General features: G+C 34.6%; 16 protein-coding genes and 1 pseudogene. 7 read left to right on the top strand and 10 right to left on the bottom strand.

The features are described from left to right. Positions 1-56: 56 nt before the first annotated feature. The 3 genes from thiC to rpe all read right to left on the bottom strand — a co-directional run bounded on the left by thiC (position 57) and on the right by rpe (position 2919). Positions 57-1355 carry a phosphomethylpyrimidine synthase ThiC gene (thiC, locus tag NYG92_RS02945; protein ID WP_289233488.1) on the bottom strand — a complete coding sequence of 433 codons (1299 nt, stop codon included), beginning with the start codon at positions 1353-1355 and terminating at the stop codon, positions 57-59. A gap of 140 nt (positions 1356-1495) precedes the next feature. Next, positions 1496-2275 (bottom strand): 3'-5' exonuclease, encoded by a 780-nt coding sequence (locus NYG92_RS02940; protein WP_289233487.1) that lies wholly within the window; start codon positions 2273-2275, stop codon positions 1496-1498. After that, the gene (rpe, locus tag NYG92_RS02935) at positions 2272-2919 is read right to left on the bottom strand and encodes a ribulose-phosphate 3-epimerase (RefSeq protein ID WP_270976490.1); all 648 of its coding nucleotides are present in this window, start codon (positions 2917-2919) and stop codon (positions 2272-2274) included. The genes NYG92_RS02940 and rpe overlap by 4 nt, the downstream gene beginning before the upstream one ends. 109 nt (positions 2920-3028) lie before the next feature. Between rpe and rpmB the strand changes: the two genes are divergently transcribed. The 7 genes and pseudogenes from rpmB (at position 3029) to NYG92_RS02900 (ending at position 7226) form a co-directional block, all read left to right on the top strand. Further along, positions 3029-3223 (top strand): 50S ribosomal protein L28, encoded by a 195-nt coding sequence (rpmB, locus tag NYG92_RS02930; RefSeq protein ID WP_004277192.1) that lies wholly within the window; start codon positions 3029-3031, stop codon positions 3221-3223. Positions 3224-3363: 140 nt separating this feature from the next. Beyond that, the gene (locus tag NYG92_RS02925; RefSeq protein WP_004277194.1) at positions 3364-3579 is read left to right on the top strand and encodes an HP1242/YdcH family protein; all 216 of its coding nucleotides are present in this window, start codon (positions 3364-3366) and stop codon (positions 3577-3579) included. Positions 3580-3590: 11 nt separating this feature from the next. Next, complete coding sequence (locus NYG92_RS02920) at positions 3591-4712, top strand: methyl-accepting chemotaxis protein (RefSeq protein ID WP_289233486.1); 1122 nt, start codon at positions 3591-3593, stop codon at positions 4710-4712. Between the two features lie 125 nt (positions 4713-4837). After that, entirely contained in the window at positions 4838-5362 is a 525-nt protein-coding gene (locus tag NYG92_RS02915; RefSeq protein ID WP_289233509.1) for a hypothetical protein, read from the top strand. A 9-nt stretch (positions 5363-5371) separates the two neighbouring features. Then, positions 5372-6079, top strand: coding sequence for a hypothetical protein (locus NYG92_RS02910; protein ID WP_289233485.1), 708 nt, complete (start codon positions 5372-5374; stop codon positions 6077-6079). 31 nt (positions 6080-6110) lie between these two features. Continuing rightward, positions 6111-6272 (top strand): annotated as a pseudogene (locus NYG92_RS02905) (site-specific DNA-methyltransferase); the annotation flags it as partial. Between the two features lie 9 nt (positions 6273-6281). Beyond that, positions 6282-7226: a Ppx/GppA phosphatase family protein gene (locus tag NYG92_RS02900; RefSeq protein ID WP_289233484.1), complete on the top strand. Its 945-nt coding sequence runs from the start codon at positions 6282-6284 to the stop codon at positions 7224-7226. Here NYG92_RS02900 and NYG92_RS02895 read toward each other — a convergent pair. From NYG92_RS02895 to NYG92_RS02865, 7 genes are read right to left on the bottom strand one after another with little or no spacing between them, the layout of a single operon-like run. Beyond that, positions 7208-8149 carry an SAM-dependent methyltransferase gene (locus NYG92_RS02895; protein ID WP_289233483.1) on the bottom strand — a complete coding sequence of 314 codons (942 nt, stop codon included), beginning with the start codon at positions 8147-8149 and terminating at the stop codon, positions 7208-7210. The genes NYG92_RS02900 and NYG92_RS02895 overlap by 19 nt on opposite strands. Beyond that, on the bottom strand, positions 8149-8970 hold the full coding sequence (pgp3, locus tag NYG92_RS02890) for a peptidoglycan metallopeptidase Pgp3 (RefSeq protein WP_289233482.1): 822 nt from the start codon (positions 8968-8970) through the stop codon (positions 8149-8151). Before pgp3 ends, NYG92_RS02895 begins: the two co-directional genes overlap by 1 nt. After that, positions 8967-10955, bottom strand: coding sequence for a glycine--tRNA ligase subunit beta (gene glyS, locus NYG92_RS02885; RefSeq protein ID WP_289233481.1), 1989 nt, complete (start codon positions 10953-10955; stop codon positions 8967-8969). The genes pgp3 and glyS overlap by 4 nt, the downstream gene beginning before the upstream one ends. Positions 10956-10996: 41 nt before the next feature. Continuing rightward, positions 10997-11617 (bottom strand): HAD family hydrolase, encoded by a 621-nt coding sequence (locus tag NYG92_RS02880; protein ID WP_289233480.1) that lies wholly within the window; start codon positions 11615-11617, stop codon positions 10997-10999. Then, on the bottom strand, positions 11610-11945 hold the full coding sequence (locus NYG92_RS02875; protein WP_270960248.1) for a hypothetical protein: 336 nt from the start codon (positions 11943-11945) through the stop codon (positions 11610-11612). The genes NYG92_RS02880 and NYG92_RS02875 overlap by 8 nt, the downstream gene beginning before the upstream one ends. Positions 11946-11953: 8 nt before the next feature. Then, the gene (locus tag NYG92_RS02870) at positions 11954-13576 is read right to left on the bottom strand and encodes a cation:proton antiporter (RefSeq protein ID WP_289233479.1); all 1623 of its coding nucleotides are present in this window, start codon (positions 13574-13576) and stop codon (positions 11954-11956) included. Beyond that, positions 13576-13947: a heat shock protein transcriptional repressor HspR gene (locus NYG92_RS02865; protein ID WP_004275117.1), complete on the bottom strand. Its 372-nt coding sequence runs from the start codon at positions 13945-13947 to the stop codon at positions 13576-13578. Before NYG92_RS02865 ends, NYG92_RS02870 begins: the two co-directional genes overlap by 1 nt. Positions 13948-13958 lie beyond the last annotated feature (11 nt).

Raw genomic sequence — 13958 nt, 5'->3', positions numbered from 1 at the left:
CAAAAAAAAAAAAAAACGATTAGTAAATTCTAGTATTAAGCCCTAAATTTAAGGGCTTAATCTTTCACCAGACTGACATCTTCACCTTTTAGCACTTGATTCATTGTATTCATCGCACACATTTTTCCACACATCGAGCAAGAATTTAGCTCCTCAGGTCGCCTTTCATTAAACATTTTTTTCGCTTTTTCTCCATCAATAGCAAGTTTAAACATACTTTCCCAGTCAATCTCTTGCCTTGCCACACTCATCGCATCATCTCTTGCTCTTTCCTTAGGAAGCTTGGCTAAGTCTCCTGCGTGAGCGGCGATTTTAGTTGCCACTATGCCGTCTCTTACATCTTGTAAATTTGGGAGTCTCAAATGCTCGGCTGGGGTTACATAGCATAAAATATCCGCTCCAGCCGCCGCCGCTACCGCTCCCCCAATTGCCCCACTGATGTGGTCATACCCAGCCCCTATGTCAGTTACCAAAGGTCCTAAAACATAAAAAGGTGCTCCCTTGCAAATGCGTTTTTCTATCTGCATATTTGCCTCTATCTCATTGATAGCCATATGTCCCGGTCCTTCTATCATCACTTGCACTCCAGCATCCCACGCTCTTTGTGTTAAAAGTGAAAGTTCGATAAGCTCGGCAATCTGTGCCGCATCGCTTGCATCGTGAGTAGAGCCCGGACGCAAAGCATCTCCTAAAGAAAGCGTTACATCGTATTTTAAACAAATTTCAAGCAAGTCATCATAATACTCATAGAAAGGATTTTCCGCTTCTTTCATCGCCATCCAAGCATACAGCACCGAGCCACCTCGTGAGACGATATTTGTGAGGCGTTTTGTTTCTTTAAAAACCCTAGCCGCGCGTGAATTTATCCCTGCGTGTATGGTCATAAAATCCACTCCGCTTTTAGCGTGATGCAGTGCCACATCTAAAAAGTCCTTCGCCTCAATTTGCTTTAAATCCTTTTCTAAAAAGCCCACCGCATCATACACAGGCACCGTGCCTATCATCGCTTTAGCTTTTGCGATAAGCTCATCTCTAAAGCGGCTTGTTTTGCCGTAATTGCTTAAATCCATAATGGCTTCAATGCCAAATTTATGCGCTAAATCTACCTTTTGCATTTCTTCGGTGTAATCCACGCAGTCGTTTGACACGCCTAAATTTACATTGACCTTAGTGCGAAGTCCTAAGCCTATGCCGTTTGGCTCTAGGGCGGTGTGGTTGATATTTGCAGGGATAATAATTTTTCCCGATGCTAAATTTTCAAGCAAAAAATCCTTGCTCACTTGCTCTTTTTTTGCAACTTCTTTCATTTGTGGGGTTAAAATACCCTCTTTTGCGTAAAGCATTTGTGTTTTCATAATTTATCCTTGTAAGAAAATTTGGATAAATGAAGGGGTGTAGTAAAAAGTGATAAATCTTCCCAACGCTAGCATTATCTAGTTCTGGTTCGGTCTAAGCTTTTAGCTTACTCTCAGCCTGTCCCACAAGCTCCCGTCATCTATGCTTTTTTATTATAGCATTTATTTTTTAATTTTGCTGTTTTTGTAAAGGTGATAAGCTCTTCTGTTGTTTTGATATGAGGGGGGAGTTTGCTAAGGCAGTATTTAAAAATTTCAGCTGCTGCTAAGGCGTCATTTAAGGCTCTATGATGTGTGCTTTCTATCTTTAAAATTTCTTTTAAAGCGTCTAGTTTGTAATGTGAGCTTTGGATGCAGCATTGTGCGAAATCTATCGTGCAAATTTTGCGGTTGAGTAAAATGCCAAAGCCACACTCATAAAGACTTTTTGAGATGAAATTATAATCAAATTTGACATTATGTGCGACAAAAACACTATCCTTTAGAAAAAGTCTAAAAGCCTCTAAAACTCGCGTTAGATTAGGTGCATCTTTGACCATATTTAGTTCTATGCCTGTAAGTTCGGTAATATTTAGTGGGATTTCATCGACTTTTACAAAGCTTTCAAAGCGGTCTAATTCTTTATGATTTTGAATTTTAACAGCACCTATTTCTAAAATTTGTCCCGAGTTTATCCCGCCTGTGCTTTCTATATCTACGATACAAAAAACTTGCTCTTTGATTTTATTTGTGCGTGTTTTAAGGCTTAAAACATTATCTTTATGAAGATGAAAGCTAAGTCCAAGAAGTTCCAAAATTTCGAGGTCTAACTCATAGTCTTTTAGCTCTTCAACCTTAGCAAATTTCTTCATCACCCAAGGATAAGGCTTACTTTCTTTAACTAATTTAGCAAGGATTTGGTCAATTTGTTGCAAACTCAAAATTCAAGCTTTAAAGAAGAAATTGCGGCTTTGTAGTCCTCAGAAGAAAAAATATAACTGCCAGCGACCAAAATATCGGCTCCAGCTTCTTCTAAATCCGCCGCATTTAAGCCATTAATCCCCCCATCGACTTCGATGAAAACTTTAGCTTGTTTTTTTTCTATCAAAGCTCTAAGTTCTCGTATTTTATCATAAACTAAGGGCAAAAATTTCTGTCCTCCAAAGCCCGGATTAACACTCATTAAAAGCACCATATCCACAAATTCAATTAAATGTTCTAATGAACTTATGGGCGTGTGAGGATTAAGGGTGATAGCAGGATGAATTCCTTGCGTCCTTAAATACTCGCAAAGTTTTATAGGGTGGGCTTCTGCTTCAATGTGAAAGGATAAGAATTTGGGCTTTAAGGGTAAAAAAAGCTCGACAAATTTTGACACATCTTTTACCATCAAATGCACATCTAAAGGCACGGAACTCACGCTTGAAATTCTTTCAAGCACACAGGGACCAAAAGTCAAATTTGGCACAAAATGTCCGTCCATTACATCAATATGCAAAAGGTCCGCTCCCGCTTCGCTGACAGCTTTAATTTCTTCTTCCAATTTTAAAAAATTCGCCGATAATAAACTCGGTGCTACATACATTGCAAAACCTTAAAAATTTTAATCAAAATGCTAATTTTAACCTTTTTTAGATTAATTTTAAGCTTAAATTGCTATAATTTGCGTTTTAAAAAATTTAAAAGGATAAAAAATGGCAAGAATCTGTCAAATCACAGGAAAAGGACCTATGGTAGGTAATAATGTCAGCCACGCGAACAATAAAACTAAAAGACGCTTTCTACCTAATCTTCGCACCGTTCGCATTACTTTAGAAGACGGCACAACGAGAAAAGTAAGAATTGCCGCTTCAACTTTAAGAACACTCAAAAAACAAAATTCTAAATAATCTTTGAGGAGTAAATCCTCAATTGATTAACTTGCAAATTTTTACAAGTAACAAGTATAAACAATTTTTGAAAATTTTTAAACAAAAATTATACTTTTTTTGTTATAATCTAGCTTCTAATATACAAAAAAGGAGTTTTTATGCTACATGAATTTAGAGACTTAATGTCGGAGCTTAAGGGAAAGGATGCTCATTTTGATAAGCTTTTTGAGCGTCATAATGAGCTTGATGATAAGATTAAAGACGCTGAAGAGGGTAGAGCTTTTTTAAGTGATGCGGAAATTTCTACACTAAAAAAAGAAAAACTCCATGTTAAAGACGAGTTAGCTCAATATCTTGCAAATTATAAAAAATAGGGAGAATTTATATGTTTAATACAAAAAGTAGTGGAGCAGATTTACAATCCTTAAAAGATGAAAATCAAAAATTACTTAATCAGGTTTCAAATCTACAAGTTGAAAATTTAGAGCTTAAAAATAAAATTGCCAGTTTGGAAAAGGCGGATTCAGAATCGACTCTAAAAACAGATCTTTTGGATATTTTGCTTAAGGGCGTTTTAGAAAATATCACCATAGTACAAAATGATATGCTTGAAAATGTTAATAAGGCTGAAGTGATTTCTACCTATTCTCAAACTTCTCTTGGGGCGATGGATGAGCTAAATCACATCACGCACTCTATTAACGCTTCTTTGAGCGATATTATAGAGTCTGCAAACAAATCGAGAGATACCGCAGGAACGCTACATAGAAGCGTTGATGAAATTTCTAATGTTATTAATCTTATTAAAGATGTTTCCGATCAAACAAATCTTCTTGCACTCAATGCCGCTATTGAAGCTGCAAGAGCTGGGGAACACGGAAGAGGCTTTGCTGTCGTGGCTGATGAAGTAAGAAAGCTTGCTGAAAAAACTCAAAAAGCCACAGCTGAAGTTGAAATGAATATTAACTTACTTAAGCAAAATGCCAATGAGATGTATTCTCAAAGTGAGCAAGTGGAAAAAATCTCAATGGATTCTAACGCGCACATTATGAATTTCTCTGACAAATTTAGCAATCTTGTCAGCGAAGCACACTCGACAAATGCAAATGCTGTTGGCATTGCTTCGGAAGCTTTTGTTTCTTTAGCTAAACTTGATCACATTGCCTTTAAACTTAACGGCTACAAGGAAATTTTTGCCAAATCAAATAAAGCCCTTGCAGACCACTTTAGTTGTCGTCTTGGCAAATGGCTTGCCAGCACTGGTAAAGAAAGATTTGGACAAAGCAGAAGTTTCCTAAACATTAATGAGCCACATCAAAATGTTCATGAAAATATGAACTCAGCTATTCAAATTGCTGGCACAGAAGATGTAACAAGCAAGGCTACGCAACATAAAATCGCCGAAAAATGCAAAACAGCAGAAATAGCTTCGCTAAGACTTTTTGAAATTTTCAAAACTATGATTACAGAATCGTATCAAGCTCAAACTCAACAAACCCAAGCATAATATCGCCACCTCTTTTGAGGTGGGTGCTATCGATTTCAACTTATAAAATTAAAGAGTTTTTGTCGTTTAAATATGTTACAATTCAAATTTTATTCATAATATGAGATTAAATTAAAGAGGAATTGATGATAGCAAATGGCATTGGTGGAGCAAACACAAAAACAGGGCTAGTTTTTGAAGGCAAGGTGGATTTAGCGACATTTTTATCTCAGCAAAGTGGATATGTCGTTGATAGCGATGGGAAGGTGTTTTATGATGATGAGTTGGTAGCGCAAATCTTTAAAAAGCATAAGTTTTATAGCTTTTTAGAGGAACGCGGAGTAGATTGGCGAAATATTATTTCCAAAAGACTTTTGCCTGATGATAGTATTTATATTATTATCAACAACACATTTTTTATCATTGAGTGTAAGTTTCAGCGAGTTGCAGGATCGGTTGATGAGTTACTAAGTTGCGATTTTAATAAGAAACAATATCAAAAACTTCTCTCTAATCTTAATATGGAAGTGGAGTATGTGTATTTACTAAGTGATTGGTTTAGAAAGCCAGAATATAGAGATGTTTTAGATTATATTATTAGTGTGAATTGCAGATATTATTTTGAGTATATTCCGTTGCAAATTTTTGGCTTACCAGTATCAAGTTTATAAGGTTTAATTATGGCACAAAAAGAATGCGTAATCCAAATATTTGAAACATTACAAGGTGTAGCGACACTAGGGCAGCTTTATGCTCTTGTAGATACTTCAATATGGAAAACTAAAACGCCCTATGCTTCCATAAGGAGAATAGTGCAAACCAACAAAGAATTTTTTAAAATTAAACCCGGCTTGTGGGGATTATCTCATCAAAAAGATATGATTTTAAAAGACCTGCATATCAATCTAAATACCACTGAAAATCTGCACTTTACTCACACATATTATCAAGGAATTATCACTGAATTAGGGGCATTAAGAGGATTTCAAACATTTATACCCGCACAGGATAAAAATAAACTTTTTATCAACAAGCCACTAAAAGACATAGCAACCTTAGACACAATTTGCACTTTTACTTATTTAGAGCTAATAAACAAGGCAAAAACTATTGATAGTATATGGTTTAATGAACGCAAAATGCCACACGCATTTTATGAAGTGGAGCATTCTACGGATTTTAAAAATTCTTTAAATAAATTTTTTGAGCTACAAGATTTTCGTTCAAAATTTTATATTGTTGCTGATAAAAAACGCAAGGCACAATTTCTTTCTATAATGGAAAATTCAATTTATAAGCCTATTAAAGATTTTGTGAATTTTGCAGATTATGAAAGTATTGTAAAACAATATGAAAATGAAAGTATGAAATATGAAATGGGCATTTAATGGCAAATTTTATAATTTGCGATCCATTTATAGCACCACAGGGATTGCCGCAAATCTTTTACATAGACAATTTATAGGTATTGAAAAAGAAAGTGAATTTATCAATTTAAGTATAAAGCGTAAAAATGAATTGAATACTAAATTTGAAGAATTTAAAAGAAAAATTAAAGATTTGCAGCAAACACTTTTTTAAAGGACAATAATGCTAGGCATAGATTTAGGCTCAAATACTTTAAGAGCTGTGAAAATGAACGAAGCTTTGGAAAAGCTAGAAAAGTATGAATTTATCATAGCTGCGGCGAGGAATTTAAGCCAAAGTAAAGTGATAGGAAATGAAGCGATAGTAAGACTTAAAAACGCCTTGAGAGAGCTTGGTAAAAAGCACGATTTAAGCAAGGCTTTAGCCGTAGCTACCGCTGCTTTTAGAAAGGCAGAAAATACAAATTTGATTTTTAGGGAGCTAAAAGAGGAATTTGGTATTACTTTTAAACTTATCTCCGCACAAACGGAAGCTAAACTTAGTGTTTTGGGGATGCAAAGCGGACTTTTAGCTCTTAATTTACATCAAGAATTTGGCTTTTGCGACTTGGGGGGAGCTAGTTGCGAGCTGTCTTTTGGGGAAAATTATTTAAGTTTTGATTTTGGTATTATAAGCTTTTATGAGGGCTTTAAAATGACTAGCAATGAGACTTTTAAAGCTCTGCCGCCACTTCAAACAAAGGATAAAAAACTCCTTATTCAAACTCTCATTAAAGATAAGAAGCTCAAAGCCCTTGCTTTTAGGGCTTTTGAAGCAGTTAAAGAGCCAAAAAAGGTTTTAAGAAAACAAAAGATAAAACGCATAGTCTTAAATTCCGGCGTTCCTACTAGCTTGGCTGCTTTTAAACTAGGGCTTTCTTATGAAAATTATGACGCTAAAAGGGTCAATGGTATGCGAGTTTTATCTTGGGATTTTTTAAATTTCGCACTCAAACTTTGGCATATGAGTGAGAGTGAGGCGTGTTTTTGGGTGGGAAATATGCGTAAAAATTATCTTATCGCCGGTGCGTTTTTGCTTTTTGCTCTTTTTGATAAAGAGGAGCTTATTATCATCGATGAAGGCTTGAGAGAGGGTGTTTGTGTGGCGTATTATAAAGGACTTTTTTGAAACTCAAAAAAGTGAAATTTTGCGTCAAAATTGAAAAATAAATGCTTGGCTTGAGAGAGTAGTTTTTCTTTATTTTTACTTTGCTCTATAATGCTTTCAAGCCCAAATTCAAGCAGAGCTTTGCTTTGTTTTTCTAAGCTTAAAAGCTTAAAATGATATTTTTCGATAAGATATTGTAAGTGTGTAAAATTGACATTATAGGTTAAGTCGCTTTTGCCAAAAAATGCCCTTAAATCTACTTCAAAAGGATCAAAAAGTTGATGATTTTGATAAATTCTTAAACTAAATCGTTGTGGTAAAAATTCTCCATAATCAAACCCCGCAAAAATAAAGCTATCGCAAGCCGCGTTTAAATCCTCAAAAAAATTTGACAAATAAAAGCTAAATTCGCCTTTTTGTAAATTTAAAAGCTCACATTGCTTTTTAAGTGCGGGACTTAGAGGCTTAAAAATAAATTTAAAATCCTCAATAAAAGCCATTTTGCCATTATCTATCAAATCGCAAGCAAAGCTATCAAATAGCTCATTGCAAAAGATAAAAGCATTTTGAAAATGCGTCTCTTTGAAAGAGTGATGATGGGTAAATTCTACGCCTTTTAGGGTTTGTTTTTGTAAAATTTGCAATTTTTCGTGAGGTTCTATGATGTGAAATTCTAGCTTTTCAAAAATGCTTGGACGAAATTGCACTAAGGCACTTAAAAAATCGCGACTTAAGTAGCCCTCATTAGCGCCTATCTCGACTACTTGTAGGGGGGGTGTTAGAATTTGTTTGTCAATAAGACTTAAAAAATGCTTTGCTAACAAAGAGCCAAAAAGCTCTCCCACGCTCACAGCCGTGTAAAAATCGCCCCTTTTGCCGACAAAAACGCCGTTTTTATAATAGCTCTCATAAAGCCATTTTTGAAAAAATTCGCTAAAAAGCATTAGAAAAGGGCGTTAAATTTTTGCATAAAATCTAAAGGGTCGATTTGCTTTCCTCCTGCAAAAATTCCAAAATGCAAATGCGGACCGCTCACCCTGCCACTTGCTCCACTAAGTCCTATAATTTGTCCCTTTTTGACTTTTTCACCTACTTTAACGCTTAATTTTGAAAGATGATAATACTGCGAATAAATGCCATATCCGTGGTCTATAATGACAGAAAGCCCTGCATAATAGCGGTCTTTAGCCAGTCTTACTATGCCTGAATTTGCAGCTTTAATTTTCGTGCCTATGGCAGCTCTAAAGTCTGTTCCGCTGTGATAGCTTGCCACTTGCTCGTTAAAAATTCTAGCCCTACCAAAATCACTTGTGATAAAACTATCAAGCGGCTTTATAAAAGCACCATTAAATAAGGCTTCTGGGGTAAATTTCGCATAAATGGCATTGGCTTCTTTTAGCTCGTTTTGTATGCGTTTTTGCACCTTTTGGGGAGGGAAAACTTTTTGTGCTTGGACGATGATTTTCTCGCTTGTATAATGACCTTCTAACATAGTGATGTGAAAAATTTCTTTTTTCTTATCCTTATAAAAAGCTTCTATTTGAGTGTTTTTGGTAGGATTTTTATAGGGTAGGGAAAAAATGGCTAAAACTTTACCATTATCTTTTGGATGGGTAAAATAGGGCAAATTTTGATCTTTTATTTTTAATTCTTTCAAATTTGCTTTTTCAAATTCTAAAAATAAAGCCTGTCCTTTAACAAGCTCCAAATTGGTATCTGCAAAGCTAAAAAGTGTGAAAAATGCTAAAAAAACGAGTTTTTTCATAAGCTTAACTCTTTAATGTCAGCGATCTTTAAAAATTCATTATAAATAGCAAAAATAAGGGCTTGGCGATTATTTTTAAGTTTCTCATTTTCGCTATTAATCATCACATTTTCAAAAAATTCGTCAATAAAAGGCTTTAGAGCAAAAAGACTTTCTAATTTTTGCTTAAGATTTTGCACCTTTAAGCTTTCCTTAAAGGCGAGATAAAGTTTTTTCTCTGCTTCATTTTCAAACAGGCTTTCATTGATTAAATTCTCATTTTTTGTAGCGATATTTGCAAGGCGTTTAAAGGTGGAAAAATTTTCGTTAAAATTTGTTTTTTTGCTTAATTCTATAAGGGCTTTTACGGCGGCGTCTATATGGATAAGATCGCTATTTTTTGTGCTTAAAACAGCCTTGATAAAAGATGGGTTAGCCTCATAAAAAGGATAAATTCTTTCTAAAATAAAATCATAAAATAAGTTTAAATCAAAGCTTTTATAAGTTTTACTAGCCTCCTTTAAAAAGGCGTTTAGATCAAATTTTTTACCCAAATGAAGCAAAATTTTTAAAATTCCATTTGCCGCTCTTCTTAAAGCGTAAGGATCTTTCGTGCCACTTGGAATTTTACCTATGGAAAAAAGTGAGAGTAGAGTGTCAAATTTGTAAGCAAGAGCGACTATGCTTGAAAATTCACTACTTGGAAGAGTGGATTGATTTGGCAAATATTGTTCTTTTATGGCTAAAGAAATTTCATAGCTAAGTCCCATTTTTTCCGCATAGTAAGATCCCATAATGCCTTGTAAATTTGGGAATTCATAGACCATTTGCGTAGCTAAATCGGCTTTGGAAAAATGCACGGCTTGTAAAATAGCTTCTTGTTTGTCATTATCTAAAAACTTACATAAAAGAAGTGCCAATGCCTTCTCCCTTTCGACCTTATCCATCACCGTGCCAAGCGAGTCAAGGTAGAGCATTTTGCTTAATTTTTCAGGCTCTAAGCCCTTTTGCAAGTCATTTTTGTAGAAAAACATCGCATCACTTAGCCTTGCACGAAGCACTCTTTCATTGCCGTGTATAATTTTAGAATAATCTTTGCAAACAGCATTGCTAACCACTATGAAATGATTGCTAAGTCCCTTTTCATCGAAAGTAGCGAAGTAGCGTTGATTTTCACGCATTGAAGTGATGATGACTTCGCTAGGAATTTCTAAAAATTCGCTCTCAAAGCTACCAAGTAGCGCGTTTGGATATTCTGTGATAGCGATGACTTCTTCTAAAAGCTCATCATCTTGTGCTATGTTTAAATTTTCTTTTGTTTCGATGAGCTTAAAGCTTTCTATGATTTTTTCTTTTCTTTTTTCAGGGTCTAAAATGACAAAATTTTCTTCCAAAAGCTCAAAATATTCTTTAGCATTTTTAAAGGCAAAAGCCTCATAACTCACGCTTCTATGCACGAAAGTTTGTTTAGAGCTTTGCACTCCATAGCTTTGAAATTTGACTAAGTCCTCACCCAAAACGCAAGCAATATTGCGAATCGCACGGATAAATTCAAATTGATACGCTCCCCAACGCATACTTTTACCAAAATGAAGACTTTTTAAAAAGCTTTCTATCATCTCGCCTAAAACTTCGCTACTTTCTTTACCTTCAAGCTCTTTTTGATAATATAAAACTTCTTTACCCTTAATCTCCCTAAAGCAAATTTGTGTCTCATCAATGCCTACTTTTTGGATAAAGCTAAGTCCAGCTTGGCTTAATTTCCCATCTTTATAAGCGACATTTTTTGGCGCTCCTATAAACTCAACAAGGCTATTTTCTTGCTTTGTTTTAAAATAAGGGTGAAAAAAAACTAAGCGGCGTGGAGTATAGTAAAAGTCAAACTCAGCTTCTAGGCGGTATTCTTTTAAAAGTTTTTCCCATTTTCCTTTGATGTTAGGAAGTTCTTTAAGGAAGGGAATGGCTGGAAGCTCTTCTGTGAGAATTTCGATTAATAATTCTTTCATTATGCACTCTTTTGGTAAATTTTCATTATTGTAACTTTTCTTTACAAATGATTTTTAAAAAAATTTAGTAATTCTTTGGCATTGCTAAATTCGTTTTCTTTGAGGTCTTTTTCATACCACTTAGCGTGATAATAGGGTATATCAGCTCTTTGTGCGGCTTCTTTGTCTTTAGCACTATCGCCTATAAAAAGGCTTGTTTGATAGGGTGCTTCTTCTTTTAATAAATGAAGCATCATTGGACTTGGTTTAGGCTCTATGCCGACACTCACTCCTAAAATTTTGTCAAAATAAGGCAAAATATTATGCTTGTTTAAAATCTGCGTAAGTGAGCTTTGTGGAGCATTTGTAGCTATGGCTAGATAGCATTTTTGCTCTTTTAAAAAGTCTAAAATTTCTTTAATGCCCTCAAATAGCACAACGCTTTGCTGATAATGCTTAATGAAGTATTTTTCAAAGCCATCTTTAAAGCTTGAATGATTGAAATTTTTGATTTCGTAAAGCTCTTTTGCCCAGTCAATTTGCGGGGTATTGATGATACGCATTATATCCTCACGCTTCATTGGACTTAGTTTTAATTCTGCTCTTATTTCATTGACTGCCGCACTAATGGCATTTGCGCTGTCTATTAAAGTGCCGTCCATATCAAAAAATACATTAATCATTAAAATCCTTTAAATAATTTTTATGTTTTTCTTTTTTTCCGCTTTGTTTTTTCTGCTTATCGAGAGCGTTTGCAAGGCTTAGTAGATCTTCTTTTGAGCGTTTAAAATCCAAACAAGCATTAACAAAACTTTCCAAATTTTTTGCGTAGCTTGAATTTAAAAAGACTGCTTCATTTTCTTTAAAAAATTTGGAATTTTTAAGCATTCTTTCTTGGAATTTTTGCTGGTCAAAATCTTCTTTTTTAAGTCCATTGATGGCGGAATTTGCAAATTTCTCTAAATTTCTTAGATATTTAACTCTTAAACTTTTTTCTTTATCAAAAGCCATATTTTACCTTAAGCATTTTTACTAATGCGTTTTTCAAGGGCTGCACTAATTAAAGCTCTTGCTAAAACTCTTTCTGTTTGCACGATTTCGACATTTTTGTCTATTTTAGAATAAAAGAGTTTTTTGGAGCTATTATTTGTATAAATCACAATATCAACCTCACCATAACTTTCTAAGGCTTGCTGGAGCATTGCTAGCCGTGCTTCGTTAAAAATAGTGATGATGGCGACAGCACATTCTTTAATGTTGGCTATTTTAAGCGTTTCTTCTTGTGCGGCATTAGCAAAATAGACATTTTCACCCCGACTTAAACCAAGTTTGACTAAATTTAAATCATTTTCTAAAACCAAATAAGGCACACCGCTATTTTTAATCTTTTGCACAACCTCTTGACCGATGATTCCATAACCAAAAATAACTATATGATTTTTAAGCGTAGAATTTACGACTTGTGGTTGCACTGCTTCTTGCGTTTGTATAATGTCTTCAACGGCGTTTGAAATGCGTCTAATATTATTTAAAACAAAGGGAGTTAAAATCATAGTGATGATAGAGACGACAATGAGAATTTGAGCGGTTTGACCATCAAGCATATTTTTTACCTGTAAAAGAGAAAAAATGGCTAGTGCAAATTCGCCTATTTGCGCTATACTAAAAGCGGTTTTAATGGCAACTCGTTTTTTATTATAAATTGCCAAAATTCCAAAAATAACGCCAAATTTTAAGAGTCCAACAAGCAAGGTTAAAAGTAAGATAAGATCCCAATTTTCAAAGATGATTTTAAAATTAATCTGCATACCCACAGAGATAAAGAAAAGTCCTAAAAGTAGATCTCTAAATGGCACTAAATCGGCTTCTATTTTATGCTTATATTTAGTTTCTGCTATCAAAACGCCAGCAATAAAAGCTCCAAGCGAGTAAGAAAAACCAAAATAATGTGCTAAAAAACTCGCCCCCATAACGATAAAAAGCACGGTTAGGATAAAAAGTTCATTTGATGAAGCACGGATAACAAAGTGAAAAATTCTATCAATTAGGTATTTTCCTATCAAATAAAGCAAGGTAAGTAAAATCACAACGCTAATGAGTGTGGTAAGTATGAGTTGGGTGATGTTTTGATTGTTTGAAGAAAAAATATCTACAAGAAGTAAAAGTGGTATCACGGCTATATCTTGGAATATTAAAATTCCTAGCGTTTTTCTGCCATATTGCTCTTTAATGTCGCCACTATCATTTAAAATTTTAAGCACCACAGCTGTGGAGGAGAGTGCGAGGGCAAAGCCTACGATAATGCCTACCTTACCGCCAAGTCCTAAAATTCCTAGCACGAGTAAAAAGCATACTAAGCCACAAATTGTAACTTGTAAAGAGCCATTTAAAAAAACTTCCTTTTTCATCGCCATTAAATGCGTAAAGGAAAATTCAAGCCCTATGGTAAACATTAAAAAAACAATTCCAAATTCGGCGATGTGCGTAAGCTCTTCACTGCCACCAAAACCATAAGCATAAGAGATGATAATGCCGACTAAAATATAGCCTATAATGGTAGGAATTTCAAATTTTTTAAAAAAGACATTTAAAAGAACAGCAAGCCCTGAAGTGATTAAAAAAATTTCTAAAAAATCACCCATTAATTTTTCTCATAAAAAATTAAATCAAAGCTATTTTTATGCTTAACTACGGCTTTTGATTTGCCATTATTATCCCTTTTATCAAGCTCTAAGCGAAGCTCGTCAATCAAAGCTTCAAATTCGCTTAGTTGATTTTTAAGCTTTAAGATAACATCGACCCCAGCTAAATTCACGCCCATATCACGCGTAAGTCTTAAAATAAGCTTAATTCTATCGATATCGCGTTGCGAATAAAGTCTAATTTTACCATCCGTTCTGCTAGGCTCTACAAGTCCTTCTCTTTCATACTGCCTAAGTGTTTGTGGATGGATACTTAAAACCTTTGCCACCACGCTTATAAGATAAACAGGCTCATCGTAATTATGTTGCATTGTTGCTCCTT

The sequence above is a fragment of the Campylobacter felis genome (assembly GCF_030250085.1).
GTDB classification, from domain to species: domain Bacteria; phylum Campylobacterota; class Campylobacteria; order Campylobacterales; family Campylobacteraceae; genus Campylobacter_D; species Campylobacter_D upsaliensis.
The sequence above is the reverse complement of the archived record's forward strand: the minus strand, read 5'-3'. Positions and strand labels throughout refer to the sequence as shown.